General features: G+C 67.4%; 19 protein-coding genes and 1 tRNA gene. 15 read left to right on the top strand and 5 right to left on the bottom strand.

Annotation, left to right across the window (positions count from 1 at the left end; all coding sequences use genetic code 11):
• Window positions 1-42 precede the first annotated feature (42 nt).
• The 4 genes from FXO18_RS06455 to FXO18_RS06440 all read left to right on the top strand — a co-directional run bounded on the left by FXO18_RS06455 (window position 43) and on the right by FXO18_RS06440 (window position 3,355).
• Window positions 43-717 (top strand): DUF6474 family protein, encoded by a 675-nt coding sequence (locus FXO18_RS06455; protein ID WP_149360286.1) that lies wholly within the window; start codon window positions 43-45, stop codon window positions 715-717.
• 142 nt (window positions 718-859) lie between these two features.
• A complete protein-coding gene (locus FXO18_RS06450) occupies window positions 860-1,432 on the top strand; it encodes a copper resistance CopC family protein (protein WP_235900506.1) in 573 nt (190 codons plus the stop codon).
• Between the two features lie 239 nt (window positions 1,433-1,671).
• Window positions 1,672-2,784 carry a DUF3068 domain-containing protein gene (locus FXO18_RS06445; protein ID WP_149360285.1) on the top strand — a complete coding sequence of 371 codons (1,113 nt, stop codon included), beginning with the start codon at window positions 1,672-1,674 and terminating at the stop codon, window positions 2,782-2,784.
• Between the two features lie 145 nt (window positions 2,785-2,929).
• Window positions 2,930-3,355: a CsbD family protein gene (locus FXO18_RS06440; protein WP_149360284.1), complete on the top strand. Its 426-nt coding sequence runs from the start codon at window positions 2,930-2,932 to the stop codon at window positions 3,353-3,355.
• 135 nt (window positions 3,356-3,490) lie between these two features.
• Here the strand turns inward: FXO18_RS06440 and FXO18_RS06435 are convergent, their stop codons facing one another.
• Complete coding sequence (locus tag FXO18_RS06435; protein ID WP_149360283.1) at window positions 3,491-5,044, bottom strand: succinic semialdehyde dehydrogenase; 1,554 nt, start codon at window positions 5,042-5,044, stop codon at window positions 3,491-3,493.
• A 153-nt stretch (window positions 5,045-5,197) separates the two neighbouring features.
• On the opposite strand from FXO18_RS06435, the gene rraA reads away from it, so the two are divergent.
• The 4 genes from rraA (at window position 5,198) to FXO18_RS06415 (ending at window position 9,093) form a co-directional block, all read left to right on the top strand.
• Window positions 5,198-5,686: a ribonuclease E activity regulator RraA gene (gene rraA / locus FXO18_RS06430; protein WP_149360282.1), complete on the top strand. Its 489-nt coding sequence runs from the start codon at window positions 5,198-5,200 to the stop codon at window positions 5,684-5,686.
• Between the two features lie 92 nt (window positions 5,687-5,778).
• Window positions 5,779-6,147, top strand: coding sequence for a DUF5313 family protein (locus FXO18_RS06425; protein ID WP_149360281.1), 369 nt, complete (start codon window positions 5,779-5,781; stop codon window positions 6,145-6,147).
• A 26-nt stretch (window positions 6,148-6,173) separates the two neighbouring features.
• Window positions 6,174-7,469, top strand: coding sequence for an alpha-hydroxy-acid oxidizing protein (locus FXO18_RS06420; protein WP_149360280.1), 1,296 nt, complete (start codon window positions 6,174-6,176; stop codon window positions 7,467-7,469).
• 25 nt (window positions 7,470-7,494) lie between these two features.
• Window positions 7,495-9,093, top strand: a complete 1,599-nt coding sequence (locus FXO18_RS06415; RefSeq protein ID WP_149360279.1) for a Na/Pi cotransporter family protein — start codon at window positions 7,495-7,497, stop codon at window positions 9,091-9,093.
• Window positions 9,094-9,350: 257 nt separating this feature from the next.
• Here the strand turns inward: FXO18_RS06415 and FXO18_RS06410 are convergent, their stop codons facing one another.
• From FXO18_RS06410 to FXO18_RS06400, 3 genes are all read right to left on the bottom strand, one after another.
• Window positions 9,351-10,799, bottom strand: a complete 1,449-nt coding sequence (locus FXO18_RS06410; protein WP_149360278.1) for a glutamate synthase subunit beta — start codon at window positions 10,797-10,799, stop codon at window positions 9,351-9,353.
• Complete coding sequence (gltB, locus tag FXO18_RS06405; protein WP_149360277.1) at window positions 10,792-15,378, bottom strand: glutamate synthase large subunit; 4,587 nt, start codon at window positions 15,376-15,378, stop codon at window positions 10,792-10,794. The genes FXO18_RS06410 and gltB overlap by 8 nt, the downstream gene beginning before the upstream one ends.
• Window positions 15,379-15,859: 481 nt before the next feature.
• A tRNA-Leu gene (locus tag FXO18_RS06400) sits at window positions 15,860-15,943 on the bottom strand.
• Window positions 15,944-16,073: 130 nt separating this feature from the next.
• On the opposite strand from FXO18_RS06400, the gene FXO18_RS06395 reads away from it, so the two are divergent.
• The 7 genes from FXO18_RS06395 (at window position 16,074) to pknB (ending at window position 25,342) form a co-directional block, all read left to right on the top strand.
• Window positions 16,074-17,213, top strand: a complete 1,140-nt coding sequence (locus tag FXO18_RS06395) for a DUF3662 and FHA domain-containing protein (protein ID WP_328593373.1) — start codon at window positions 16,074-16,076, stop codon at window positions 17,211-17,213.
• A 145-nt stretch (window positions 17,214-17,358) separates the two neighbouring features.
• Window positions 17,359-17,823: an FHA domain-containing protein FhaB/FipA gene (locus FXO18_RS06390; protein ID WP_149360276.1), complete on the top strand. Its 465-nt coding sequence runs from the start codon at window positions 17,359-17,361 to the stop codon at window positions 17,821-17,823.
• Window positions 17,820-19,199, top strand: a complete 1,380-nt coding sequence (locus FXO18_RS06385) for a PP2C family protein-serine/threonine phosphatase (protein WP_149360275.1) — start codon at window positions 17,820-17,822, stop codon at window positions 19,197-19,199. The genes FXO18_RS06390 and FXO18_RS06385 overlap by 4 nt, the downstream gene beginning before the upstream one ends.
• Window positions 19,178-20,647: an FtsW/RodA/SpoVE family cell cycle protein gene (locus tag FXO18_RS06380; RefSeq protein WP_328593372.1), complete on the top strand. Its 1,470-nt coding sequence runs from the start codon at window positions 19,178-19,180 to the stop codon at window positions 20,645-20,647. The genes FXO18_RS06385 and FXO18_RS06380 overlap by 22 nt, the downstream gene beginning before the upstream one ends.
• Window positions 20,644-22,131: a peptidoglycan D,D-transpeptidase FtsI family protein gene (locus tag FXO18_RS06375; RefSeq protein WP_149360274.1), complete on the top strand. Its 1,488-nt coding sequence runs from the start codon at window positions 20,644-20,646 to the stop codon at window positions 22,129-22,131. Before FXO18_RS06380 ends, FXO18_RS06375 begins: the two co-directional genes overlap by 4 nt.
• 2 nt (window positions 22,132-22,133) lie before the next feature.
• On the top strand, window positions 22,134-23,477 hold the full coding sequence (locus FXO18_RS06370; RefSeq protein ID WP_149360273.1) for a protein kinase domain-containing protein: 1,344 nt from the start codon (window positions 22,134-22,136) through the stop codon (window positions 23,475-23,477).
• A complete protein-coding gene (pknB, locus tag FXO18_RS06365; protein WP_149360272.1) occupies window positions 23,474-25,342 on the top strand; it encodes a Stk1 family PASTA domain-containing Ser/Thr kinase in 1,869 nt (622 codons plus the stop codon). The genes FXO18_RS06370 and pknB overlap by 4 nt, the downstream gene beginning before the upstream one ends.
• Here the strand turns inward: pknB and FXO18_RS06360 are convergent.
• The gene (locus FXO18_RS06360; RefSeq protein ID WP_149360271.1) at window positions 25,339-26,007 is read right to left on the bottom strand and encodes an aminodeoxychorismate/anthranilate synthase component II; all 669 of its coding nucleotides are present in this window, start codon (window positions 26,005-26,007) and stop codon (window positions 25,339-25,341) included. The genes pknB and FXO18_RS06360 overlap by 4 nt on opposite strands.
• Between the last annotated feature and the right edge of the window lie 15 nt (window positions 26,008-26,022).

Here is a 26,022-nt window from a genome sequence, read left to right as displayed (position 1 = left end):
GCGAGCACCACGGATCACGCCGCCATGAGGGAGGAAACTCGGATGGGTTTGTTCAGCAAGAAACCCAGTCGCGCTACACGCAAGGCGGAGGCCAAGGCTCTCAAGGCCAAGGCCAAGACCGAGGCACGGCTGGCCGCGCGCAATGATTCCCGCAATTCCGCTCGGGCCATGAAGCTCGAGCGCAAGCTGGCCAAGCAGGACGATAAGGCGCGCAAGCGTGCCGAGAAGGCCCAGATGAAGGTCTCGGAGAATGAGCTGAAGGTCGCCGAGCAGAACGCCAAGGCCGCTGCGGAAGGAAAGCTGACGGTGAATCGTGCCAAGCGGATCGTGGGCGTGACGCGGATCCTTGCTCCTGTCCTCGTTCCGGTGGTGTATCGCGGCGTGACCACGGCCCGTGGCTACCTCGACACCCGGCGTGCTCGCAATTACGGCGTTCCGGTGGAGGAGCTCGGCAAGTTCACGGGCTATGGCGCGAAGCTCGGCGCCCGGATCGCCGGCGCGGAGGCCTCCACGCGGGAGGTCCATGATCGTGATCCCAAGAACGCTGAGGTCAAGCAGTTCACCGAGGCGATCCGGACGCGGCTCGACGAGCTGAATACCGCGGTGCGCGCCGCGGAGCGGATGGCTCCTGCCCGCCGTCGCGCGGCTCACCAGGCCATCGCCACCGAGCTTGATGGCATCGAGGCGGATCTGCTTGCCCGCCTGGGCGTCCGGTAGTTCTTCCTGCACTGGTCACCCCCTCCAGGGCGGTGATGTGGCGCGCCTCCCCGCGGCATGGTACTCAGGGGTGGGATTGTTCCTCGCTTGCCTGCCAGGCCCGCGGGGCAGTGCGCCATATCGCTTTCCAGGGAAGGACCCGATGCTTTCCATGCGTTCCCCGTTCTCGTTGCGCGCGGCCTTGGCCATGATCGCTGCGCTGCTGTCCCTCGGCGTGCTCGTGCCCGCGGTCGCCTCCGCTCATGCCGCTCTGGTCGAGTCCGATCCTGCTGCCGGGGCGAGCCTCGATGCCTCCCCCGGGCAGGTTCGAGTGACGTTCAACGAGCCGCTGCAGGAGGCATTCGCTGCGGTCACGGTGACGGGCCCGGACGGATCCCGGTGGTCGCTCGATGATGTGCGGGTCGACGACTCATCAGCGTTCGTCTCCGTGCGCGACCTCGGGCCGTCGGGCACCTACACGATCGCCTACCGGGTGATCTCCGCCGATAGCCATCCCGTGAGCGGGACCGTCGAGTTCACGTTCAACGGCAGCAGCAACGAGGCCGGGCCCGCGGAGCCGACGCAGGAGACCGACGCCTCGAGCGGCTTGCCCGACAGCGGTGGTCCCGATGCTGGCGACTCCTCCATGCCAGTCTGGCCGTTCCTGATCGGAGCGATCATCGTGCTGCTCATCGGAGCCATCGTCACGGTGGTCTCGATGACCCGGCGGCGCTGACCGTCCTGGCGCAGCGGTGGCCCCCGCTCGCGCCGTGCTGGCAGTCGGTACGCGCGCTGCCACGCCCGATCCCCGAGCGGGCGATATGCCGTGAATCGCCGGCGTGAGGTGCTGCCTTGGCATCACCGTGCCGCTCCTGGCTGTTATCGTCGAGCTACCAGGCTCCACCTGGCCGGGCCGGGGTGTCCTGGCCGCGCGGGAACCGGTCCAGCAATTCCAGGACGAAGTAAGGACAGTTCATGGCATCAGCATCGCAAGGCTCGCGGCGCGTCACGGCAGTCGTGCTCGTGGGGCTCGGGGCGCTCCTGCTCGTCACTGCCTTGCTGCTGCCACTGTATGCCGTGCCCAAGCTGAAGAAGACACCGCTCGATCTCGAGATCACCACGGTCTCGGAGGGGACCGCATCGATCCTGAACTCGGCACGGTTCCTCGGGGGCGATCCCGATGCTGTCGAGACGGATGTGCCCGTACGCGCGCAGCGACACGTCACGGTGGAGGAGCCGTCGGGCGAGGACCTCGTGACCCTCCAAGCTGGCTTCACGCTCTCGCGCACGGACGAGCAGGGAGCACGGGGCCTGCTCAACGCCACAATCGATCGGGTGACGCTGGACCGGGTCACCTCTATGCCCGTTGACGAGCCACCGGCGTCGCTGCAGGTCACCCGCGAGGGCCCGCCGATGGAACTGCCCCGCGATGGGCTGCAGTACAAGTTCCCGTTCGACGTCCAGCAGCAGTCCTACCCCTATTTCGACCTGACGGCGCGCCAGACCGTCGATATCGACTTCGTCGAGGAAACCACCATCAATGGCCTCGATGTCTACCATTTCCGGCACGAGATCGAGCCCGTGGATCTTTTCCGCGCCACGCGCGAAACGTCCAATAGGCTCGGATTGCCCCGTTCGGCCTGGGGCCTCGCCGAGGAGGGCAGCGACGACGCCGACGAGGTCGTGTTCATGAATCGCTACTACACGAATATCCGGGACATCTTCGTCGAGCCGGTCACTGGCACCATCGTCGATGGGCAGGAGCAGCTGCGCCAGTACTTCGGCACCAGACCCGATGACCAGGCACTGACAGTGCTCAGCTATGACGCCGAGCTCAACGACGCCACCGTGGAGAATCGTGTCGCCGATGCCACCGCGAACAAGGACCTCGTGCAGCTCAAGACAGGTCCGCTGCCCTTGCCGTGGCTGCTTGGTGGAGCCGGACTCATCGTCCTGATCGGCGGAATCGTGCTCGGTGCGCGCTCGGTCCGCGACGAGGAGCGCACAGAAGACGGCACGGAAGACGACATGGGGGACGACATGGAGCAGCAGGACGACGAGGACTGGAATGAGCCCCGCCAATCCTGATCGACCAATCACGCATTGATCACGCGGCGGTGTCCGGATATCACCAAGCTCCCGTTACGGCAAACCTGATTCCGCGATAGAGTCGAGTCACACCGGTACCCAACACAATGACGGACTGAACAACAGTCCCGTGAAGGAGCGACGCATGGCAGACCTCGAGAACACCACCAACAAGATCACAGGCGCGGCCAAGGAAGCCACCGGTTCCGTTGCCGGGGATGATTCCCTCAAGACCGAGGGGCAGGCCCAGCAGGCCGCGGCGAACGCCAAGGACTCCGTGAAGAGCGCAGCCGATGCCGCGCGCACCAAGGCCAACGATGCTGCCGCGCGTGCTTCCGAGGTGTCCGCTTCGGTCAAGGAGAAGACCGGCGAGGCCCTCAACAATGGTCGTGCCGCTGCTGCCGAGGCGCGCACTTCCGTCGAGGACAAGGTAGCTGACCTGCGGCGCGCCACGTTCGATTCGCTCTCCGAGCTCGACGAGGCCGACACGCGCAAGGCCGGCGCCGCCGCCGCTGCCGTCATTGCTGCGATCGTGCTGTTCTTCGTGGTGCGGGCGATCCGCAATCGCTGATCCACGTGCTAGTGGCCGGCAACGCGCCCGCCCGGTGAGCTAGGCAGCAATGGCCCCCTCCGTCGCGACGGAGGGGGCCATTGCCATGCGCGGGGAACGCTTCCCGGCCCCGGCAGGGCCGGGAAGCGCCTGCTACTAGCGTCCCGGGAGGTACTTCATCGCCTTGACACCATAGGGCAGTGCCTGCGAGAAGTACTTCGAGTCCAGCCAGCTCGGGCCGCCGAGATCAAGGATGCGCTGGACCGCGACAGTTTGCGGCTCGGTGTACTTGAGCAATCCCTCGGGGCCGTGGCGGCGTCCCATGCCGGAGACGCCCATGCCACCCATCGGTGCGCCCAGGCTGCCCCACGCGGGGCCGTAGCCCTCATTGACGTTGGCGGTGCCGGAGTTGATGCGCTCGGCGATCTTCTCGCCCTCGCTGTCGCTCGACGCCCACACGCTCGCATTGAGCCCGTACTCGGTGTCGTTGGCCCTCTCGATGGCTTCCTCGACATCCTTGACGGGGTAGATCGACACGAGCGGCCCGAAGGTCTCCGCGCGATACACATCCATCTCCGGGGTCACGCCGGTCAGTACGGTCGGCTCGAAGAACAGCGGTCCGAGATCCGGGCGGGCCTTGCCGCCAGCCACGACTGTCGCGCCCTTCGAGACCGCATCGTCGACGTGCGCCTGCACGTTCTCCACCTGGGACTCGGAGATCAGGCTGCCCATCGCCGAGCTGATGGTGTAGTCATTGCTGAGCTCGAGGTTGCGGACCTTCTCGCCGAACGCCTTGAGGAAGTCATCCGCCACGGCCTCCTCGACGTAGATGCGCTCGATCGAGATGCACAGCTGGCCCGAGTTGGAGAAGCATGCGCGCAGCGCCGCCTCGGTGACGTGGTTGAGGTTCGCGCCCTTGGTGACGACCATCGGGTTCTTGCCACCGAGCTCGGCGGAGAACCCGATCAGGCGGCGGCCGCACTGCTCCGCGAGGAGCCGGCCCGTGGCCGTGGAACCGGTGAACATGATGTAGTCCGTGGTCTCGACGAGCGCTGTGCCCACCACCGAGCCCGGGCCCGGGACCACCGCGAACAGGTCCTTCGGCAGGCCCGCCTCGTAGAGCAGCTCCGCGACGCCGAGCGCGCAGTACGGGGTCTGGCTGTCCGGCTTGATGACTACGGCGTTGCCCGCGATGATCGCCGGGATTGCATCCGACACAGCGAGCGTCATCGGATAGTTCCACGGCGTGATCATCCCCACCACGCCCTTGGGGCGATAGTTGACCGACGTCTTCGTCAATGCGGGGAACAGGCCCTGCACGCTCTTCTTCTGCAGCAGCTTCGCCGCATTGCGCGCGTAGTAGCGGGCGGTCATCGCGATGTCGAGGACTTCCTCGAGGGCCGCGGCACGAGACTTTCCAGTCTCGGCCTGGGCGAGATCGAGCAACGAGTCACGACGGCTGAGCACGAGATCGTGGTAGCGGTGGAAGATCTTGACCCGCTCGGCGACCGGGACCTTGGCCCATTCCTTCTGCGCGGCGCGGGCCCGCTCGACGGCAGCGACCGCATCCTCGGCCGTGCCGACCGGGATCGTCGCGAGCTCGCGACCAGTGAAGGTCTCGGTCACCGGACGGGTCTCCCGGTTGGCCGCATCGGGAATCGCCACGAGCTTCGCTAGGCGCGCGAATGTCTCGGCGGACGGAGCAGGCATCTGCTTTCTCCTTGGGTCGGAGATGAACGGTCGGATCAACTCCAGGTTACTCGCCCGTGTCCGGAATCGGACCGACCCTGGCGTGCTCGGCGCGATATGCACCGGTGCGCTGTACTACCGTTGAGGGATAGGCCCTGCCCCAACCGCGAAGGGATGCTCGTGAGCAGTGTGGAATTCTCCTCGACCGCCGATCTCGCCGATGAGATCGGCCCCGGCATTCGCAGCTGCGATACCCAGTTCATCCAGTTCGGTGGCCGCACGAAATTCTCCGGCCCCGTATCGACCGTCAAGTGCTTCCAGGACAACGCCCTGCTGAAGTCCGTGCTCGGCGAGCCGGGCAATGGCGGCGTGCTGGTGATCGATGGCGATGCGAGCGTGCACACCGCGCTCGTCGGCGACGTGATCGCTGAGCTCGGCCGCGGCAATGGCTGGTCGGGGATCATCATCAACGGCGCGGTGCGCGATGCGGCGATGCTGCGGACCATGGAGATCGGGGTCAAGGCGCTCGGTTCGAACCCGCGCAAGTCCACCAAGACCAACGAGGGCGAGCGGGATGTGCCCGTCACCATCGGTGGCGTGACGTTCAGCCCGGGCGATGTGGTCTACAGCGACGACGATGGCGTGGTCGTCGTGACGCCGTGACGCGCCACCGTCGCGGGAGGCGGGCACGGTTCGTCTCCCCTCCCCCGGATCACCACCCCGTAGCCGGTGATGATCCGGGGATCGTCACGCCGATGGCGCGACCCACCCCGCGGGAGCGGATCGGCTACGCGTTCGGGCGCGTGCTCCCGCCGCACCTGCACGACTGGGTCGAGCATGACCTCACCGGGCCGGGGGCGACCCGCCGCTACATCATCCGCGGCCTGCTGCCACTGATCCCGCTGCTCGCCCTGTTCCTCCTCGTTCCAGGACCGTTGTGGGTGATCGGCGCGATGATGATGCTGCTGCTCATCCCGTATGCCTACTTCCTCATCGCCCTCACCTACGTCTATCGGCGGCATCGGTTGATCACCCACGGCCTCGATCCGCGGCTGATGTCTCGGCGGGAGCAGGAGCGCAAGGACCGGGAACGCGCCGAGTACGAGCGTCGCTTCGGCCACTAGGGCAGGTGGATGCCTAGACTCGTGCTGTGAGCAAGTCGGAGATCGCGGACGCCATCAACGCGGGCAGGCAGCGCCAGGACCGGATCTATCGAGACGGGGTGAGCGGCCACGTGCCAGCGGTGCCGACCGATCCCGCAGGCCTCGAGGAAGCGGCGCTGGCGATCCTGCCGGACAAGGCGGCGGCATACCTAGCCGGAGGCGCGGGCTCCGAGGCGACGATGCGTGCCAACCGGTCCGCATTCGATCGATGGTCGATCGTGCCGCGCGTGCTGCGGGATGTCTCCGAGCGCGACCTCTCTGTAGAGCTGTTCGGCCGGAAGCTGCCCTCGCCCATCGCGCTCGCGCCGATCGGGGTGCTCGAGCTCGCCCACGAGGATGCGGATCTCGCCGTGGCACGTGCCGCCGCCGATGCCGGGGTGCCGTTCATCTTCTCCAACCAGGCATCGGTGCCGATGGAGGATTGTGCTGCTGCGATGGGTAGCTCGCCGCGCTGGTTCCAGCTGTACTGGAGCACCGAGGACGAGCTCGTGCACAGCTTCATCCGCCGGGCCGAGGATTGCGGTGCCGAGGCGCTGGTCATCACGCTCGACACCACGATGCTGGGGTGGCGCCCCCGGGACCTGAACCGGGGCTCGCTGCCCTTCAGCCAGGGACAGGGCATCGCCCAGTACACCAGCGATCCGGTGTTCGCCCGGATCGTGCGCAACCGCATCCTCCACGAGCCGGTGGGCAAGCCGGATGTGCGGCTCACCCGCGACACGGTGCGCACCCTGGTCAGCATGACGCAGCACTATCCGGGGAGGTTCCTGCCGAACCTGCTCTCCGCGCAGCCCCGCGCAGCCGTGGAGACCTTCCTGCGCATCTACTCCCGGCCCTCTCTGACGTGGGACGATATCGCCACAGCGCGGGAGCTGACCCGCCTGCCGATCGTGCTGAAAGGCATCCTGCATCCCGATGATGCGCGGCGTGCTGCTGATCTGGGCGTCGACGGGATCGTGGTCAGCAATCATGGTGGCCGGCAGATCGACGGCGGGATCGCGAGCCTCGACGCACTGCCCGCGGTGAAGGCCGCCGCAGGCGACATGCGCGTCCTGCTCGATAGTGGAGTGCGCACCGGCGCGGACATCCTCAAGGCGATCGCGCTCGGCGCGGACCTCGTGCTCATCGGTCGGCCATACGCGTGGGGCCTCGCGCTCGCCGGCAGTGATGGCGTCTCCGAGGTGATCGCGAACCTCCAGGCCGAGCTTGACCTGACCATGGGACTGAGCGGCATGCGTACCATCAGCGAGATCACCCGCGAGGCAGTCGTTCCCCAGCAATAGCGGAAAAGCAGGAGGACAGACGTCCATGGATTCAGCGGCAGCGTTCGCCGGCGGGCTCGGCCTGTTCCTCCTGGGAATGGTGATGCTTACCGATGGGCTGAAGCTCGCCGCGGGAAGCCTGCTGCAGGACATCCTGCGCCGGTTCACGCGCACTCCCCCGCGCGCCCTGGCCTCCGGAGTACTGGTGACAGCTCTGGTGCAGAGCTCCACCGCGGTCACCGTCGCCCTGATCGGATTCATCAACGCTGGCCTCCTCACGTTCGGGCAAGCGTTGTGGGTGATCTTCGGCGCCAACCTGGGCACCTCGATGACCGGCTGGCTGGTCGCCATCATCGGGTTCAAGCTCAAGATCGAGGCATTCGCGCTGCCCGTGATCGCGATCGGCATGATCCTCTACCTCACCGGTGGCCGGAGCAGGCGGGCCGGAGCAGGCACCGCGCTCACGGGGTTCGGGGTGCTGTTCCTCGGGCTCGACCTGCTGCAGTCCGCGTTCGCTGGGGTCGCCGACACGGTGGACCTGCCCTCCGGCACCGGACCAGTCACCATGCTGATCCTGCTGCTGATCGGGTTCGGGCTGACGGTGCTGATGCAATCGTCGAGCGCTGCGCTCGCGGTCACGCTCACCGCGGCGCAGACCGGGGTGATCAGTATCCATGGCGCAGCGGTCATCACGATCGGGGTCAACGTGGGCACGACGGTGACGGCCGTGCTCGCGGCGCTCGCCGCGACGAGCAACGCCAAGCGGGCGGCGGGCGCGCACATCCTGTTCAACCTGATCACCGGTGCCGCGGCCCTGCTCCTGCTGCCGGTATTGCTACCGGCATTGCTCGCTTTCCAGGAGGGCGTGCTCGGTGATGATTCCCCGGCGGTGACGCTGGCGCTGTTCCACACGAGCTTCAACCTGCTCGGCGTGCTACTGATGGTGCCCCTCGCGCGCCACATGGCTCGCTGGCTGGAATCGCGCTTCATGGCACGCGACGAGCGTTTCCGCACCCGGTACGTCGATGACACTGTCGCGGGAATCCCGGAGCTGGCCGTGCAGGCGATGCGCAAGGAGACGCGACGGCTCGGCACCACTGCTGTCGATGGCGCGCTGCACGCCCTGGGCAACGAGCTCGACCTCGAGCGGGCGCGGCTCGTCCGCGAGGATGTGCTGGGCCTGTCGGCGGCAGTGAATGAGTTCGTTGTTCGCGTGAACAGGGAGGACGTCGCGGAGGACACCTCGCGCGAGCTTGCTGATGTGCTGCGGGCCAAGCGCAGCTACGAGACCATCGCACTGCTCGTCGAGCCGCTGGCGCAATGGCCGACCGTGCTGGGCCGGGATGATCCCTACATCAGCGCTGCCGCTGATGCGATCCGCGCGTCGCATCCGTTCACCGCGTCGGCCGAGCCACCATCCGCTGCTCATGCTGACGCCTGCTATCGCGAGCTGCGCGCGAGCTTGCTCGCTGCGGGCGCTGGCGGATCGGTGGGGGTGGCGGACATGGATGCGGCTCTCAATGTCATCAGCGTGATCCGGCGGATCGTGAAGAAGGCGGTGGAGGCTCGCGAGCTGCTGGAGGAGGAGCCCCGCGAACTGGGGCCGGAGGGCCGGGATCCTTCGGATCATTCGATGGAGCCGTAGGCCGCGGAGCCGGCTGGGACCGGGTGCGGGGCGTCGCGCCGGTTCCGCGCCTGTCCGGTCTCCGGGCCGCAAACGCGATAGAAACTGCGATGAAAGCCGCTCTGCTTCTATCGCGTTTGACGACATCCGGTGCGTTTGCCGTCCCAAGGCTGATAGCAGCCCAGGCCCCAGGCCCGGCAGCCCATGCCCAGGCCCCGCGCGAACGAGCGAGGGCCCCGGGCATGGTGTGCCCGGAGCCCTCGCTCGTGCTAGAGATGTCAGCGCATCGGCATGGTGGTCGTCTTCACCGGTGCGGGGAGCGCGGTGCTGCCCTCGAGGAACTGGTCCACCGCGGCAGCGCAGGCGCGGCCTTCGGCGATGGCCCAGACGATGAGGGACTGGCCGCGGCCCATATCGCCGGCAACGAACACGCCGGGCACGGTGGAGCCCCAGTTGTCGTCGCGGGAGACATTGCCACGATCGGTGTAGTCGACACCAAGCTTGTCGAGCAGGTCGTTCGTCTCCGGCCCGACGAAGCCCATCGCGAGGAACACGAGATCAGCCTCGAGCTCGAAGTCGCTGCCCTCGACCTTCTGGAACCGGCCGTCGACCATCTTGACCTCGTGCGCGCGCAGTCCGGTGAGCTTGCCGTCCTTGCCGAGGAATTCCTCGGTGTTGACGGAGTAGACGCGCTCGCCGCCTTCCTCGTGCGCGGAGGAGACCCGGTAGATCATCGGGTAGGTCGGCCACGGGTTGGCGTCGGGACGCTCCTCCGGGGGCCGCGGCATGATCTCGAACTGGTGCACGATCTCGGCGCCCTGGCGCAGCGACGTGCCGAGGCAGTCAGCACCGGTGTCGCCGCCACCGATGATGACGACCTTCTTGCCCTTGGCAGAGATGGTGGGCTCGTCGATGTCGCCGAGCTGCACCCGGTTGGAGATGGGGAGGTACTCCATCGCCTGGTAGACGCCTTCGTTCTCGCGTCCGGGGATGGGCAGGTCGCGCCACTTGGTGGCGCCCCCGGCCAGCACGACCGCGTCGAAGTCACTGTGCAGCTGCTCGATGGGCAGGTCCACGCCGACGTTGACGCCGGTGCGGAAGATGGTGCCCTCGGCCTCCATCTGCGCGATGCGCCGGTCGATGTGGCGCTTCTCCATCTTGAACTCGGGGATGCCGTAGCGCAGCAGGCCACCGATGCGGTCAGCGCGCTCGTACACCGTCACCGCATGCCCGGCACGCGTGAGCTGCTGCGCCGCGGCGAGCCCGGCTGGCCCGGAGCCGACCACGGCCACGTACTTGCCCGTGGTGTGGCGCGGGTGCACCGGCTCGACCCAGCCCTGCTCGAAGGCGTGATCGATGATCTCGACCTCGACCTGCTTGATGGTGACTGCTGGCTCGTTGATGCCGAGAACGCAGGCCGCCTCGCAGGGCGCGGGGCACAGGCGCCCGGTGAACTCCGGGAAGTTGTTGGTGGCGTGGAGGCGGTCGATCGCTTCCTTCCACCGGTCCTTGTGCACGAGGTCGTTCCACTCGGGAATGATGTTCCCGAGCGGGCAGCCCTGGTGGCAGAACGGGATGCCGCAGTCCATGCAGCGCCCGGCCTGTGTCTGCAGGAGGTTCTTGTCGAATGGCTCGTATACCTCGTGCCAGTCCAGCAGGCGAAGCGCGACTGGCCGCCGGACGGGAAGTTCCCGGCCGTGCTTGAGGAAGCCTCTTGGATCACCCACGTGCGGCCTCCATGATTGCTTCGTTCACGTCATGTCCCATCCTCTTGGCGGTCTCGATTGCCTGAAGGACCTTCTTGTAGTCGCGGGGCATCACCTTGACGAAGTGGGTGACCTCATGCGACCAGTTCTTCAGGATTCCCTCGGCAACCGTGGAGCCGGTGTATTCGTGGTGCCGCTCGATGGTGTCGGACAGCCACTTGATGTCGTCGGCGTCAAGGTCCTCGACGTCGACCATCTCGGGGTTGACGTCGTCCTCGAAGACCCTGTTCGGGTTGTAGACGTAGGCGACGCCGCCGGACATGCCTGCTCCGAAGTTTCGCCCGGTCTTGCCGAGGATGACGGCATGGCCGCCGGTCATGTACTCGCAGGCGTGATCGCCGACGCCCTCGACGACGGCGGTGGCGCCGGAGTTGCGGACGCAGAAGCGCTCGCCGACGATGCCACGCAGGTATACCTCGCCCTTGGTGGCGCCGTAGAGGATGACGTTGCCGCCGATGATGTTCTCCTCGGCGACGAAGCCGCCGGGAGCCTGCGCGCTGGGCCGGACGATGATCTTGCCGCCCGAGAGGCCCTTGCCGATGTAATCGTTGGAGTCGCCGTTGAGCCTCAGCGTGATGCCCTTGGGCAGGAAGGCGCCGAAGCTGTTGCCGGCGGATCCGGTGAGGGTGATCGAGATGGTGTCATCGGGCAGGCCCTCGCCGCCGTACCGCTTGGTGAGCTCGTGGCCGAGCATCGTGCCCACGGTCCGGTTGACGTTGGTGATCTTGGTGTCGATCGTGACCGGGGTGCCGTCCTCGAGCGCCGCCTTGGCCTGCTCGATGAGGGTGTTGTCGAGCGCCTTGTCGAGGCCGTGGTCCTGGACCTGGGTCTGGCGCAGGGCCTGGCCCTCGAAGAACGACTCGGCCTGCACGAGGATCGGGCTGAGGTCGAGCTTGTTGGCCTTCCAGTGGTCGATCGCCTGGGTGAGGTCGAGCATCTGGACCTGGCCGACGGCCTCGTCGATGCTGCGGAACCCGAGCGCGGCGAGGTACTCGCGCACTTCCTCGGCGATGTAGCGGAAGAAGTTCTCGACGAACTCGGCCTTGCCGATGAACTTCTTGCGCAGGGCCGGGTTCTGGGTGGCGATGCCCACCGGGCAGGTGTCGAGGTGGCAGACGCGCATCATGATGCAGCCGGACACGACGAGCGGCGCGGTGGCGAAGCCATACTCCTCGGCACCGAGGAGGGTGGCGATGATGACATCGCGGCCGGTCTTCATCTGGCCATCGACCTGGACGACGATGCGGTCGCGAAGGCCGTTCATGATGAGGGTCTGCTGGGTCTCGGCAAGCCCGAGCTCCCAGGGCGCCCCGGCGTGCTTGAGGGAGGTCAGCGGCGAGGCGCCGGTGCCACCGTCATGGCCGGAGATGAGCACGACATCCGCGTGCGCCTTGGAGACGCCGGCCGCAATGGTGCCGACGCCGATCTCCGAGACGAGCTTGACGTGGATGCGGGCACCCGGGTTGGCGTTCTTCAGGTCGTGGATCAGCTGGGCGAGATCCTCGATCGAGTAGATGTCGTGGTGCGGGGGCGGCGAGATCAGTCCGACGCCCGGGGTGGAGTGACGCACCTCGGCGACCCAGGGGTACACCTTGTGGCCGGGCAGCTGCCCGCCCTCGCCAGGCTTGGCGCCCTGGGCCATCTTGATCTGGATGTCCGTGCAGTTGGTCAGGTAGTGCGAGGTGACGCCGAAGCGGCCCGACGCTACCTGCTTGATCGCCGAGCGGCGCCAGTCACCGTTCTCGTCCGGGGTGAAGCGACTGATGTCCTCGCCGCCCTCGCCGGAGTTGGAGCGGCCACCGAGGCGGTTCATGGCGATGGCCAGGGTCTCGTGGGCCTCGGCGGAGATGGAGCCGTAGCTCATGGCGCCGGTGGAGAAGCGCTTGACGATCTCCTCGACGGACTCGACCTCATCGATCGGTACTGCCTGGCGGACGCCCTCGCGCAGCTTGAACAGGCCACGGAGCGATGCGAGCCGCTCGGACTGATCGTCAACGAGGTTGGTGTACTCCTTGAAGACCTTGTACTGGCCGGTGCGGGTGGCGTGCTGGAGCTTGAACACCGTGTCCGGGTTGAACAGGTGGTACTCGCCCTCGCGACGCCACTGGTACTCGCCGCCGATCTCGAGCTCGCGGTGCGCGAGCTCCTCGGGCCGGTCGAGGTAGGCCATGGCGTGGCGCCGGTTGACGCTCTCGGCGATCTCGTCGAGGCCGATTCCCTCGATGGCGCACTTGGTGCCGGTGAAGTACTCGTCGAGCAGCTCCTGCGACATGCCGATGCAGTCGAACAGCTGCGCGCCGGTGTAGGACGACAGCGTGGAGATGCCCATCTTGGACATCACCTTCAGCACGCCCTTGCCCGCGGCCTTCATGTAGTTCTTGACCGCGGTCTCGAAGTCGAGGCCATTGAGCTGGCGGCGCTCGACGAGGTCCTCGATGGTCTCGAAGGCCATGTACGGGTTGATCGCCGCGGCACCGTAGCCGATGAGCAGCGCCATGTGGTGGACCTCGCGGGCGTCACCGGTCTCGACGATGAGGCCGATCTTGGTGCGGGTCTTCTCCCGGACGAGGTGGTGGTGGATCGCGGAGGTCATCAGCAGCGCCGGGATGGGCGCGTAGTACTCGTTGGAGTTGCGATCCGACAGCACGATGATCCGTGCGCCGCCCTCGATGGCGTCGGATGCCTGGCGGCGCATCTCCGCGAGCGCCTTGCGCAGGCCCTCGCCGCCCTCGGAGACCTTGAACAGGCCAGAGATCACCACGGAGCGGAACTCGGGCAGCGTGCCGTCATCGTTGGCGTGGATGAGCTTGGCGAGATCATCGTTGTCGAGGATCGGCTGCGGCAGCAGGATATGCCGGCAGGACTTCGCCGTCGGGTTGAGCACGTCGCTCTCGGGGCCGATGGTCCCGCCGAGGCTGGTCACGAGCTCCTCGCGGATCGCGTCGAGCGGCGGGTTGGTGACCTGGGCGAACAACTGCTGGAAGTAGTCGTAGATCAACCGTGGCCGCGCCGAGAGCACGGCGATCGGAGTGTCGGTACCCATGGAGCCGATGGCTTCGGCACCAGTGCGCGCCATCGGCGAGAGGAGGATGTTCACTTCCTCCTGGGTGTAGCCGAAGACTCGCTGGCGCAGCAGCACCCGCTTGTGCGGCATGTGCACGTGCACCCGCTTGGGGAGCTTGTCGAGCGGAAGCAGGCCCTCGTCCAGCCATTCCTGGTAAGGCTGCAGCGCGGCGAGCTCGGACTTGATCTCGTCATCGCTGACGATGCGTCCCTCGTTGGTGTCGACGAGGAACATGCGGCCCGGCTGCAGGCGCATGCGCTTGACCACCTTGGCGGGATCGATGTCGAGGACGCCGACCTCCGAGGCCATGACGGCGAGACCGTCGTCGGTGACCCAGATCCGGGATGGACGCAGGCCGTTGCGGTCGAGGACCGCGCCAACGAGCGTGCCATCGGTGAAGCACACCGATGCGGGACCGTCCCAGGGCTCCATGAGGGTGGAGTGGTACTGGTAGAAGGCGCGGCGCGCGGGATCCATGGTCTCGTGGCGCTCCCACGCCTCGGGGATCATCATCAGCACGGCGTGCGGCAGCTCGCGTCCGCCGAGGTGCAGCAGCTCGAGCACCTCATCGAAGCGGGCGGTGTCGGAGGCGCCGCGCGTGGCGATGGGGAAGATCTTCTCGAGCGCGCCCTCGCCGAAGATGTCGGTCTTGATGAGGGCCTCGCGGGCACGCATCCAGTTCTCGTTGCCGTTGACGGTGTTGATCTCACCGTTGTGGGCGACGAGCCGGAAGGGATGGGCGAGCGGCCACGAGGGGAACGTGTTCGTGGAGAAGCGGGAGTGCACGATGCCGAGCGCGCTCTCGACGCGCTCGTCCTGCAGATCGAGGTAGAGCTCCTTGAGCTGCGGGGTGGTGAGCATGCCCTTGTAGACGATGGTGCGCGCGGAGAGGCTCGGGAAGTAGACCGTCTCCTGGCCGGGGCCATCCTCGCCGGGGCCCTCCTGACCGAGCTCATGCTCGGCCCGCTTGCGCAGCACGTATACGCGGCGCTCGAGGTCGAGGCCGCTGAGGGTCGCGTCGGGAGAGCTGACGAAGGGCTGCCAGAAGGAAGGCATCGCATCGCGCGCCATGCGGCCGAGGCCGGAGGCGTCCACGGGGACCTCGCGCCAGCCCAGTACCTTCAGGCCCTCGCTGGTGGCGAGCTTCTCGAACGCGGTCCGCGCCTTCTTGGCGGCCCAAGCGCCCTGCGGGAAGAACCCGACACCGGTGGCGTAGGAACCTTCCTCGGGCAGCGTGAAGCCGACGACCTCGCGGTAGAACCTATCGGGAACCTGGATGAGGATGCCCGCTCCGTCGCCGCTGTTGGGCTCGGAGCCAGCGGCACCGCGATGCTCGAGGTTGAGCAGTGCGGTGATCGCCTTGTCGACAATGTCGCGGCTGCGCCGACCATGCATGTCGACGACGAACGCCACACCACACGAGTCGTGCTCATGAGCGGGGTCATATAGGCCGTTCCGGCCGGGCATCTTCTTCATAGGTCGCTTTCGCGGCTGGGATGACGGTCAATGTCTCGCGGTGCACGATCCGGTAGGACCAAGTACCCGAGTGGGACGGACGCTCACACTACGGCGATTGTGGACCGAAGGCGTCAGGTGGCGATGATCCGCAGCCTGTGCTTGCGCGCTCGTCCGTCGAACTGGTTGCTCCGTTGCGCTCAGCTCAAGCCTCCACGATAAGGCAGGAGGCTATGGTCAGGGCAAGTTAGGATAGCTTTATTACTTGCCTGACCAGTGCATATTCGGATCTTGATCGTTAATGCTATGAGATGCGGCACAGGCGTTCCGTGTCATTGGCGCGTGGCACCCCACCGTTGTCCAGTATGCCGCAACCGGGGGCAGCGCACCAGCCACCCCAGGCATGCAGCGCCGCCGACGCTCGCGCTCGGCAGCAGAAAAGCTCAGGAGGCACAATTAGATGTTGGCCGCAGCGATGAAACATCAGCTGCGGCCAACGATGTGGGCGAGGGGGGACTTGAACCCCCACGTCCTTTCGGACACTGGCACCTGAAGCCAGCGCGTCTGCCTATTCCGCCACTCGCCCGAGCGACCGCAACACAGTAGCACGATTCAACCCCAAAGGATAAACAGCAGATCACGATAGGGATCCCCCGTGTCACGGCTCGGCCAAGACCTGCATTCGCCGCCACGAGTTGCTGCGGTTTCCCCCTACGATGGCAGCAGCGCATGGCTATGCCGGCGAGCGCTCCACCGCGCCGCCCGCCACGCCCCGCCGGGGCCTCCCGGGCCCGAAGCATCACCGTGACCGAAACCGCCTCGAGAGGAGATCCGACGTGGGCATGCTCGACCGCTTCGAACGTCGGCTCGAGGAGGCCGTAGGCGATGCCTTCGCCAGGCTCTTCCGCAGCGCGGTCGTGCCCCAGGAGATCCAGGCGGCACTGCGCCGGGCAGCCGAGGAGGGCGTGACCCGGCTCGAGGGCGGCTACCTGCTCGCCCCGAACAGCTACACCGTCACCATAGGCGCCTCGGACCACGAGCGGCTCATCGCGGACCGGGAGCTCACCGAGCGGGTGTTCGCCCGTCACCTCGGCGAATACATCACCGAGCAGGGCTGGCAGACATGCGCGGGCGTGCGGGTGCGGTTCAGCTCCTCCGAGGAGCTGCACACCGGGCAGTTCCGCGCAGCGGGCCACACCGACCCGGATATCGATTCGCCCGAGGCGCACGGCTCGGTCTGGCCCATGCCGGAAGCACCAGGACCTACCCACGATGAGCAAGAACCAGGAGGGGAATCGATGTCACCCCAGAGCGACGTCATGCGCGGCCTCGGCCGCCATCTGTTCAGCACGCGGCGTGGCCGCCCGCACGAGGACACGGGCGTTCCCTCGTCCTATCGGCGCGCCCCCGACCAGGCCGCGAGCGCCATGTATCCCTCGGCGCCCGACGCGGGAGCCACCAGCCACGACGACCCGGAGTACGACGACGCCGACTTCGCCGAGGAGACCTACTTCGATCAGACCGCGTTCGCCCAGCCGCCGCGCTCCCGGGAGACCTGGTCGCACCGGACGCTGACCGCGGTGCTCGAGCTCAGCGATGGCAGCGGGCGGAACCTCACCCTGCGCCCCGGCGCCACGGTGATCGGTCGAGGCCAGGAAGCACAGTTCCGCGTTCCCGACACGGGCGTCTCCCGCCGGCACGCCGAGATCCGCTGGGATGGCCAGCTCGCCCTCGTCTCGGACCTGCGCTCGACCAACGGCACGACGGTCAATGGGTCCCCCATCACGGTGTGGCAGCTCGCTGATGGGGATGTGATCCGGGTGGGCCATTCCGAGATCATCGTGCGAATCGGGTGAGCCACGCACGAGCAGGCTCCAGGTACCGTGTACGGCGAGCTGCCGGCCACGGATACCGCCCATCCTCGCTACCGGTCGCCGGTAGAGTGTGCGGCATCGGATCACCATGCGGGGACCGCGACGTCATGAGAGGAGGTGCGCGCTGATGCAGGGTCTCATCCTGCAGCTGACCCGGGCCGGCTTCCTGCTCCTCCTCGTGCTGTTCGTGCTGGCCGTGCTGCGAGTGCTGCGCACCGATGTGTATGCGGAATCGGGCCTGCGCGCGCAACGCCGCGAGCGAGCCGGTGCCCGCTCCCTCGGCGTGCTGGGGCTCGGGAGGACCGCGCGCACCCTCGTCGTGACGCAGGGCGCCCTCGCGGGCACCCGCATAGCGCTCGATACCGCTCCCATCCTCATTGGTCGCGCGGACGATTCCACCCTGGTCCTCACCGATGACTATGCCTCCAACCGGCATGCGCGAATATCACCGCGCGGCAGTGACTGGTACCTCGAGGATCTCGGGTCGACGAACGGGACATTCCTGGACCGGGACAAGGTCACCACTGCCGTGCGCGTGCCGCTCAGGACCCCCGTCCGCGTGGGCAAGACCGTAATCGAGTTGAGACCGTGACACTCGTTCTGAGATACGCCGCGCGAAGCGACCGCGGCCTGGTCCGCACCAACAACGAGGACTCGGTCTACGCCGGCGCCCGGTTGCTCGCGCTCGCCGATGGAATGGGCGGGCACGCCGCCGGCGAGATCGCCTCCCAGCTCGTCGTCTCCACCCTCGCGCACCTCGATGATGATGAGCCGGGCGGCGACCTGCTCGGAAAGCTCGAGGAGGCCACCTACGCCGGCAACCGGATCATTGCCGAGCAGGTGGAGGAGGAGCCCGCGCTCGAGGGCATGGGCACCACCCTCACCGCGATCCTGTTCGGCGGCTCCAAGCTCGGCCTCGTTCACGTCGGGGACTCGCGCGCCTACCTGATGCGCGATGGCACGCTGACGCAGATCACCCGTGATGACACCTACGTGCAATCACTCGTCGACGCCGGGAAGATCAGCGCCGAGGATGCCCACAATCATCCCCAGCGCTCGCTGATCATGCGGGCGCTGACCGGCAACGACGTGGAGCTCACCCTCACCGTGCGCGAGGTCCGCGTGGGCGACCGGTACCTGCTGTGCTCCGATGGCCTGTCCGATGTGGTCAGCGACGAGACGATCGCCAACACGCTCAGCGAGGGCGACCATGACAAGGCAGCCGATCGATTGATCGAGCTCGCCCTGCGCAGCGGCGGTCCCGACAACGTCACCGTCATCGTCGCGGACGTCCTGGACGTGGATTTCGGGCAGAGCCGTCCCATCCTTGCCGGAGCGGTCTCGGGCAAGATCGAGGACACTCCCCTGCCGAACACATCCGCGGGCCGTGCCGCAGCGATGCGGCCACCGCGGGTGCAACCGAGCCGACCAGTCTCCACCGCGAGCACTGCCCCGGCTGCCGCGCCCCGGCGCTCGCGACGGCGCTGGACGTGGATAGCCATCGCGGTGGTCCTCGTGCTCCTCGTCGGCAGCGCGCTCGTGGCGCGGACGGTGATCCGCTCGAACTACTACGTGGGCGAGTCCAACGGGCAGATCGCGATCCTCCGGGGCCTCACGGGGACGTTCCTCGGCATCCCCCTGCAATCCACGGCCAGCATCGGCTGCGTGGGAGCCGATGGCAGCGTGACGACCATCGATGCCGGCACGGCCTCCGAGGAGGCTGGCTGCACGGTCCTCGCGGTCCAGGACCTCGTGCCCTCCGCGCGCGAGCAGGTCCGGCTCGGGCTGCCCGTCGGATCGCTCGATGACGCCGAGGAACAACTCCAGCAGTTGCTCACCAACGAGCTCCTGCCCGTGTGCGAGCCCCTGCCGCCCGAGGATTCCGATGCGGAACCGGAGGAGGCGAGCACCCCCGCGCTGCGGCAGCTGCAGATCCCCGGATCGACATGCCGGACAGGTCCCTCATGAGCGTGCGCTACCCGGCACCAGCCCCTGGTACCCCACCGGAGGAAGAGTCCTCGCGGCTTGGCCGCGCGGCCCGCAACGTCGAGCTCGGCCTGCTGATCCTCGCGGTGTCGATCGTCGCCGTCGCGCTCGTCCTGGTGCAGGCGTCCATGGAGCAGGCCCTGACGGCGGAGTTCGCGCAGTACGGGCTCGCCTACCTGGTGCTAGTCTCCATCGCGCATCTCGCCGTCCGGCTGTTCGTGCCGTTCGCTGATCCCGTGATCCTGCCGATCGTGGCCCTGCTCAATGGCCTCGGGCTCGTGCTCATCCACCGGCTCGATCTCGCGGACGAGGAGCTCGCTCGCACTGCCGGGCGCGCGATTCCCGCACCCGACGCGGCCAAGCAGATCCTGTGGACCACGGTGAGCATCGTCGTGTTCGTCACCGTGCTGTTCTTGCTGCGCGATCACCGTCGGCTCGCCCGCTACTCCTACACCGTGGGCCTCGCTGGGCTCGTGTTCCTCGCGCTCCCTGCGTTCCTGCCAGCGAGCATCTCCGAGGTCAACGGCGCGAAGATCTGGATCCGCCTGCCGTTCATCAGCATCCAGCCCGCCGAGTTCTCCAAGATCCTCATCATCATCTTCATCTGCGGGCTCCTCGTGGCCAAGCGGGAGCTCTTCACCTCCGCGGGCAAGCATGTGCTGGGCATGGACTTCCCGCGCATGCGCGATCTCGCTCCCGTGCTTGCCGCAGCGGGCATCGCGCTCGCCATCCTGGTCTTCCAGACCGATCTAGGCATGTCGCTGCTGCTCTACTCCACCGTCCTGGTCCTGATGTACATAGCGACGGCACGCGTCGGCTGGGTGGTGATCGGTGCATCCATCTTCATGGTGGGCGCTACCGCCGCCTACTTCCTGTTCGGCCATGTCCGCATCCGGGTCAGCACCTGGCTCGACCCGTTCGATGACTACTACGGAACCGGGTACCAGATATCCAACTCGCTGTTCGGCCTCGCGACGGGCGGCATCGGCGGGACCGGGCTGGGCAGCGGCAGGCCCAATGATGTGCCGTTCGCCAAGACCGATTTCATCATCGCCGCCATCGGGGAGGAGCTTGGGCTGCTCGGGCTGACCATCCTCCTGCTGCTGTACCTGATCATCATGGTCCGCGGCGTACGGACCGCGCTGGCAGTGCGCGACAGCTTCGGCAAGCTGCTCGCCGCTGGGTTGTCGTTCATCCTGACGATCCAGGTCTTCGTCGTCGTCGGTGGTGTCACCAAGCTCATCCCGCTGACCGGCCTGACCACGCCGTTCCTGTCCTATGGCGGCTCGTCGCTGCTCGCGAACTACATCCTGGTGGCGATCCTGCTGCTGATCTCCCACGAGGCCCGGTCCCCCCATGATCCGAGCCCGAGACGCACCCCGCCGCCATCGATCTCGGATGCCCCGACCGCTATGGTGAGGCGCCCATGAATACCCCCCTGCGACGCGTCGCCATCGCCATGATGACGATGATCGTCATCCTCATCGGAAGCTCCGCGTACGTGCAGGTCATCCGGGCCGGCGAGCTGCGCTCCAATCCGCTGAACACCCGCGTCCTGCTCGACGAGTTCTCCCGCCACCGCGGCCAGATCTCCGCGGCCGGGCAGGTCCTCGCATCGTCGGTACCAACCGATACGCGCTTCCGCTACCAGCGCACCTACCCCGTCGATCCGGCCTACCCCAACAGTGCCGCGGCGTACGCGCCGATCACTGGTTTCTACTCGCTCAACCACAGCACGAGTGGACTGGAGAACACCGAGGACGATGTCCTCAACGGCTCCGACGACCGGTTCTTCGCCCGGCGCCTCGTGGACATGATCACTGGACGCGACCCCCGCGGCGGAAACGTCGTCACGACGATCGATCCGTACGTCCAGCAGGTCGCCTACAACGAGCTCGCGCGCCGCGGGTACACCGGCTCGGTCGTGGCGATCGAGCCCGCGACCGGTGAGATCCTCGCGATGGCCAGCACACCGTCCTACGACCCCAACCGCATCGCGGACCATGACCCGGCAGTGAGCAATGCCGCCTGGGACGAGCTGTCGCAGGATCCGGACCAGCCGATGCTCAACCGTGCCACCCAGAGCACCTATCCCCCAGGCTCGACGTTCAAGGTCATCACCACCGCGGCAGCGCTCGCTAGCGGCGTGACACCAGCAGATACGTTCACCGCCGCGCCCGAGTACACCCTGCCGGGAACCACCACCACGTTGCAGAACTACGGCGGTTCCCGCTGCGGCAGCGGGGAGACAACGACGCTGCTCAATGCCTTCCGGTTGTCCTGCAACACGGCTTTCGTCGAGATGGGCATCGAGACCGGGGCCGAGGCGCTCCGCGATACCGCGCGCGCCTTCGGCATCGATGGCGAGCGCGACGACGTTCCCCTGCCCGTCGCTGCTTCCACGGTCGGCGAGATCGGCGATGACGCGGCGCTCGGCCAGAGCAGCATCGGCCAGCGCGATGTGGCCCTCACGCCGCTGCAGAACGCGGTCATCGCCGCGACCATCGCCAACGGTGGCACGCGCATGGCGCCCCAGCTGATCCATCAGCTGCAGGGGCCCAACCTGTCGGTGCTGTCCTCCAGCGAGCCGCAGGCCGTCGAGCAGGCGATCCCGTCCAGCGTCGCGCGGACCCTCACGGACCTGATGATCGCTTCCGAGCAGTCCACCAGTGGTTCCGGCAGCGTTTCCGGCGTGCAGATCGCCTCGAAGACCGGCACTGCCGAGCACGGCGCGGACCCCTCGAACACTGCCCCCCATACTTGGTACATCGCGTTCGCGCCCGCCCAGGCACCCCGGGTTGCCGTGGCAGTGATCGTGGAGGATGGTGGGGATGGATCGCTCTCGGCCACCGGTGGCTCGGTAGCGGCACCCATCGGCCGCGCCGTCATCCAGGCCGCGCTGCAGGGGGGATAGACGTGGTCTTGCACAGTGGCAGCATCATCGCCGACCGTTTCCGCCTCCAGCGATTCATCGCCAGCGGCGGCATGGGCGAGGTGTGGGAGGCACGCGATACCCGCCTCGACCGCCGCGTCGCGGTGAAGATCCTCAAGCCAGAACTGTCGTCGAGCGACGAGTTCCTCGCCCGGTTCCGCACCGAGGCGCGCACCACCGCGCAGCTGCATCATCCGAGCATCGCGAGCATATTCGACTACGGCGAGTCCACCGACGACGCCACCGGCGCGCCCCTGGCATACCTCGTGATGGAGTTCGTCAACGGGGAGCCGTTGAACAAGGTGCTCTCCCGCATGGGCAGCATTCCCCTGCCGCTCGCCTTGGACATGCTCGAGCAGACCGGCCGCGCGCTGCAGGTCGCCCACGATGCCGGACTGGTCCATCGCGACGTCAAGCCCGGAAACATCCTGATCACCCCCGACGGGCAGGTCAAGATCACGGACTTCGGCATCGCCAAGGCCGTCGATGCCGCGCCCATCACCCGCACCGGGCATGTCATGGGAACCGCCCAGTACATCTCCCCGGAGCAAGCACAAGGGCAGCCAGCTACCGCGGCCAGCGATGTCTACTCGCTCGGCATCGTCGGCTACGAGGCACTCACGGGCACCCGGCCCTTCACCGGCGAGGGTGCCCTCACCGTGGCGATGAAGCACATCCACGAGGCTCCCCCGCCGCTGCCCACCGACATCCCGCCCGAGGCGCGCATCGTGATCGAGGCTGCGCTCGCGAAGGAACCACGGGCCCGGTACCCGGATGGCGGAACATTCGCCAAAGCCGTCGCCGCAGCACGCGCGGGCCGCGCGCCCGATGATCCGCGGCATGCGATCTCCGGGGACCTGCCCGTGGCCGCGCCCGCCGCGCACCGCCAGCCCGATGCCACAAGGATCATGGCCGCGCCCGCCGCCCTGCATGGCGCCGCTGGCAGCGCGGCAATGGCGGCCGCGCGCCCGGCGGCATACTACGCGCCCGCTGACGACGGCATGTCCAACAGCCAGAAGGCCCTCGCCTGGGGCGCTGCCGCGATGTTCGTCCTGGTCGGCATCACCGCCGCGATCATGATGATCAGCGACATGCTCGATAGCCGCGTGCCCCCGCCGGCCCCGGTGCAGCCCACGCTCGTCGAGCCAGAACCCACCGCGCCAGTGACCACCGAAGCGCCGACCACCGAGCAGACGACCGAGCCCCCGACGACCACGGAGGAAACGACCACCGGGCCGGAGACCAGCGAACCGAGCGAGACCACGGAACCGCCCACCACCGATACCGGCACGGCACCCAGCGAACCGACTGGAGATCCAACGCCATGATCGCTCCACAGGAGTTGTCTGGCCGGTACGTGCTCGGCGAGACGATCGGCTTCGGTGGCATGTCCGAGGTGCATCGCGCGCGCGACCTCCGGCTCCAGCGCGATGTCGCGATCAAGGTCCTCCGGCAGGATCTCGCCCGCGACCCCACCTTCTACCTGCGCTTCCGGCGCGAGGCGCACAACGCCGCGGCGCTGAACAATCCCACCATCGTGGCGGTGTATGACACCGGCATCGCCGAGACCGACACTGGCCCGCTGCCCTACATCGTCATGGAGTACGTCGAGGGCGAGACGCTGCGGGACATCCTCCACAACGAGGGCCCCTTTCCCGCCGAGCGGGCGATGTCGATCACCGCGGATGTGTGCACCGCGCTCGAGTTCAGCCACGCGAGCGGCATCATCCACCGCGATGTGAAGCCTGCCAACATCATGGTCACCGGTAGTGGCGCGGTGAAGGTGATGGATTTTGGCATCTCCCGCACCATCGCCGATACCACGAACTCGGTCACCCAGACGGCGACGGTCATCGGTACCGCGCAATACTTGTCGCCCGAGCAGGCGCAGGGCCACAAGGTTGATGTGCGCTCCGATTTGTACTCGCTCGGCTGCGTGTTCTACGAGATCCTCACCGGGCAGCCACCCTTCACTGGCGATAGCCCGGTCGCCGTCGCCTACCAGCAGGTGAAGGAGGACCCGATCCCGCCGTCGCGGATCGAGCCGACGGTGCCACGGGTGCTGGACTCGATCGTCCTCAAGGCGATGAGCAAGAATCCAGCGAACCGCTACCAGACCGCCGCGGAGATGCGCGACGACATCGTCGCGGCGCTCGGTGGCGAGAAGCCGAGCGCGCCGACCATCCTCACCGACGACGAGCTAACGACCATCATCGGGACGCCCGAGCAGCGGTACCACGACGATGAGCCCGTGGCGCGGCGCGGGCGGCGGCGCCCGCTGCGGTGGATCGCTGTGCTCCTGCTGCTGCTCATGCTTGGCTCGACGGCGATCATCGCGCTGCTATCCGGCGGGGACGAGGTGACCGAGCTAGTGACCGTGCCGTCGGTGGTGAGCCAGTCCTCGGCGGAGGCGCAGCGCCAGCTGCGCGAGCTCGGCTTCGACATCTATATCGAGCCGCGATCCGATGCATCGGTGCCGGAGGGCGATGTCATCGGCACCTCCCCGGAGTCTGGCGAGCAGGTCGATCCAGGCAGCACCGTGGCACTGTATGTGTCGAGCGGGCCAGGCCGGGTCGCGGTGCCCGAGCTCGGCGGCCTCACGGTCGAGGAGGCCGACGAGATGCTCGAGGAGGCCGGGCTCGAGCTATCCTCCTCCGTCGAGGAGGCACCCTCGACGGAAGAGGAGCGCGATCTGATCGTGCAGCAGAACCCATCGTCGGGAGTGAGCGTGACCGTCGGCACGACCGTGCAGGTAGCGGTCGGCACAGGGCCCGCGCTGATCCGGATACCTGACGTGACCGGCCAGGACATCGCGGTGGCGGAGGCGAACCTGCGCGCATCGGGATTCGAGGTGCGCACCGAGGAGGTCGATTCCACCGAACCGGTGAATACCGTGGTCGGCCAGGCACCGCCAGGCGGGACGCAGGCCACCGCAGGAACCGTGATCGCGCTGCGGGCGTCCAATGGCACACGCATGGTGATGCCGAACCTGGTGGGACTGCGGCCCGCGGACGCGCTGCAGACACTGCGCTCGCTGGGCTGGTCGGGCAACAGCCTCGACGAGTCCCGGCAAGCCACCCTCAATCCCGCCGAGGTGGGCCGCATCGTCTCGCAGCAGCTTCCCGCGGGCACCGAGATCGGGCGGCAGGATCGGGTCGCGGTCGATGTCGGCGAGCTGGGGATCCCCCGCTAGCGAGGCTCGAGCGCGACACCCAGCGCCGCTGACATCTCGTCCTCCAGGCGACTGATGACCGATTCATCAGGGCGCTGCCCGCACATCTCCAGCCAGTTGGCGAGCATCCGGTGACCGCCCTGGGTGAGCACCGATTCGGGGTGGAACTGCACGCCATGGATGGGCAGCTCCCGATGCTGCATCGCCATGATGATGCCGCTGTCGGTGTGGCCGGTGGCTTCGAGCACCGCGGGGAGGCTGCTCGGTCGCACGGACAACGAGTGATAGCGCGTGGCCGTGAACGGGTCCGGCAGGCCAGCGAGCACGCCGCGGGCATCATGATGCACCAGCGACGTCTTGCCATGCAGGAGCTCCGGGGCACGCTCGACGATGCCCCCGAAGACCGCACCGATGGCCTGGTGGCCGAGGCACACCCCGAGCAGCGGGGTGCCTTCCTCGGCGGCGACCTCGACGAATGGCATGGTCGCGCCGGCGCGCTGCGGCGTTCCCGGTCCGGGGCTCAGCAGGATCCCGTCGTAGTCGCGGGCATGCTCGCGCAAGAGCTCGCGGCTGCCGAACCGGGGGTCGTCATTGCGCCAGACATCCGCCTCGGCCCCGAGCTGCCCGAGGTACTGGACAAGGTTGAAGACGAAGCTGTCATAGTTGTCGACGACGAGGATCCGCATGGATCCAGGTTAGCC

It is taken from the genome of Lolliginicoccus suaedae, assembly GCF_008312885.1.
GTDB lineage: Bacteria > Actinomycetota > Actinomycetes > Mycobacteriales > Mycobacteriaceae > Lolliginicoccus > Lolliginicoccus suaedae.
Note: the sequence above shows the minus strand (reverse complement) of the source record. Positions and strands in the feature narration are given on the sequence as shown.

Coding starts and splice junctions, on each gene's coding strand:
- FXO18_RS06375 (WP_149360274.1), top strand. CDS start 20,644: ATGAATACCCCCCTGCGACGCGTCGCCATCGCCATGATGACGATGATC.
- FXO18_RS06455 (WP_149360286.1), top strand. CDS start 43: ATGGGTTTGTTCAGCAAGAAACCCAGTCGCGCTACACGCAAGGCGGAG.
- FXO18_RS06445 (WP_149360285.1), top strand. CDS start 1,672: ATGGCATCAGCATCGCAAGGCTCGCGGCGCGTCACGGCAGTCGTGCTC.
- pknB (WP_149360272.1), top strand. CDS start 23,474: ATGATCGCTCCACAGGAGTTGTCTGGCCGGTACGTGCTCGGCGAGACG.
- gltB (WP_149360277.1), bottom strand. CDS start 15,378: ATGAAGAAGATGCCCGGCCGGAACGGCCTATATGACCCCGCTCATGAG.
- FXO18_RS06440 (WP_149360284.1), top strand. CDS start 2,930: ATGGCAGACCTCGAGAACACCACCAACAAGATCACAGGCGCGGCCAAG.
- FXO18_RS06425 (WP_149360281.1), top strand. CDS start 5,779: ATGGCGCGACCCACCCCGCGGGAGCGGATCGGCTACGCGTTCGGGCGC.
- FXO18_RS06360 (WP_149360271.1), bottom strand. CDS start 26,007: ATGCGGATCCTCGTCGTCGACAACTATGACAGCTTCGTCTTCAACCTT.
- FXO18_RS06450 (WP_235900506.1), top strand. CDS start 860: ATGCTTTCCATGCGTTCCCCGTTCTCGTTGCGCGCGGCCTTGGCCATG.
- FXO18_RS06395 (WP_328593373.1), top strand. CDS start 16,074: ATGGCAGCAGCGCATGGCTATGCCGGCGAGCGCTCCACCGCGCCGCCC.
- FXO18_RS06415 (WP_149360279.1), top strand. CDS start 7,495: ATGGATTCAGCGGCAGCGTTCGCCGGCGGGCTCGGCCTGTTCCTCCTG.
- FXO18_RS06435 (WP_149360283.1), bottom strand. CDS start 5,044: ATGCCTGCTCCGTCCGCCGAGACATTCGCGCGCCTAGCGAAGCTCGTG.
- FXO18_RS06390 (WP_149360276.1), top strand. CDS start 17,359: ATGCAGGGTCTCATCCTGCAGCTGACCCGGGCCGGCTTCCTGCTCCTC.
- FXO18_RS06380 (WP_328593372.1), top strand. CDS start 19,178: ATGCCGGACAGGTCCCTCATGAGCGTGCGCTACCCGGCACCAGCCCCT.
- rraA (WP_149360282.1), top strand. CDS start 5,198: ATGCTCGTGAGCAGTGTGGAATTCTCCTCGACCGCCGATCTCGCCGAT.